Consider the following 1,408-nt stretch of genomic DNA (forward strand, 5'->3'; position numbering starts at 1 on the left):
CATTGGCGTCCAACTTCGAGTTGGCCGGGTTGAATTTGAAGCCATACTTCAGGGGAACTTCGCTTGACTGGAAACGCTGCGTCGGAGGGTTGTACTCCAAGAAGCCGCCGAAGTTATTCAGATCGCCTGGTTCGGTAACCTCAACCTTGCCCTGTGCAATTGGGCCGGTGAGGTAGTTGGAAAAGCTGCGCTTGAGGTTCCAATCAAGGCGCGCATCTTGCAGATTTGGCAGCGCCTCAGCCGCGATCGCGGATGGCACCGGCACCGCCCCAGCAACGAGCGCAAAGGTAGCGGCGCTCACAAACAACTTCTTCCTCATTGAAGCTCCCTCCAAATAGACTATAGGTAAGCCTAAGCTAACCATAATGAGGTAAGCCTTACCATAGGGGGTATTGTCCAGAAACTTTCCAGAATTAAGGGCATGGTAAGTAAATGCAGGCTAACCTATTGAGCATGAGGAAAACTGCCGCCCTGTGCACTGCCACAACAGTCGTTTTGAGCGCACTGATTACCCCCGTTGCAAACGCGGAAACCCCCGTCGGATCAGGTGTAGAAGCCTCCGGCACCGTCACGTGGCCCATCAAGGCCTCGTTCCTACGCTATGTCCAAGGCATTGCCGGCGGCGAGATCCATACCGCCGGAGGAACCAAGGCAATCACTGACACAAAAGGCAAGGTGACTGGCTTCGAATTCCCAGTCAACCCGCGCAGCACCGTCGTTGAGCAGGATCGCACGGTCGTTGACTTGGAGGGCTCGCTGCACTTCTACGGCCACGCCGGTCTCGGCAAGGGCGGGACGTGGGGCCTGAATCTGCGTTACGACGATCTCAAGATCCTCGTGACCGAGTCGACCACCGCCGCCATCACCGCCGACTACATCGTCGAGGGAGGACTTCCCGGCGCCCGAGCCGAGCGAAAGGTCGCGGATGATGCCACTTTGGCCACGTTCACACTCCCCCGCCCCATCACTGCCACCGTCGGCGGTGGCTACACAGCAGAAGTGACTCCTACGCTCGCCGCTGGTGGCGCGGCGTCGCTGCTCAACTATGACGAGGGCACTACGCTTAACGACGGTCGTTTGAACCTCACCCTGGCGTTTCACTCCAAGGGATCGGCCCCCACCCCGACACTGTCTGAGGAGCAGCAGTTCAAAGCGCAGGGCAGCGCGGCTGCCGACGCGAAAACGATCGGCATCGCTGGTGCCCTGCTCGCTGTGCTTGCTTTGTTGGGCGCGGGCGCGGCGTGGTTCTCAGGCCTGATACCAGGCCTGCCGCCTGCACCCGCTCTTTCCCTGTAGCTGGCGCGCTACTGGATCTCAGCCGGATCCTTGCGTGCCGGGTACACGGTCGGGCGCACGCCCGCGATGTCCTCGACGACGCGAACCACCTGGTGGGAGTAGCCGTACTCGT

At 60.1% G+C, this 1,408-nt stretch carries 2 protein-coding genes; one reads left to right on the forward strand and one right to left on the reverse strand.

Annotated features, from left to right (window positions below; translation table 11 throughout):
• Nucleotides 1-319: HtaA domain-containing protein (locus tag HMPREF3120_RS03165; RefSeq protein ID WP_210384489.1), on the reverse strand; the 319-nt coding region annotated here is incomplete at its 3' end.
• 134 nt (nucleotides 320-453) lie between these two features.
• Here HMPREF3120_RS03165 and HMPREF3120_RS03170 point away from each other — a divergent pair.
• The gene (locus tag HMPREF3120_RS03170; RefSeq protein ID WP_167617571.1) at nucleotides 454-1,296 is read left to right on the forward strand and encodes an HtaA domain-containing protein; all 843 of its coding nucleotides are present in this window, start codon (nucleotides 454-456) and stop codon (nucleotides 1,294-1,296) included.
• The last annotated feature ends 112 nt before the right edge of the window (nucleotides 1,297-1,408 follow it).

Source organism: Corynebacterium sp. HMSC11D10, from assembly GCF_001806995.1.
In the GTDB taxonomy this organism is placed as follows: Bacteria; Actinomycetota; Actinomycetes; order Mycobacteriales; family Mycobacteriaceae; genus Corynebacterium; species Corynebacterium coyleae.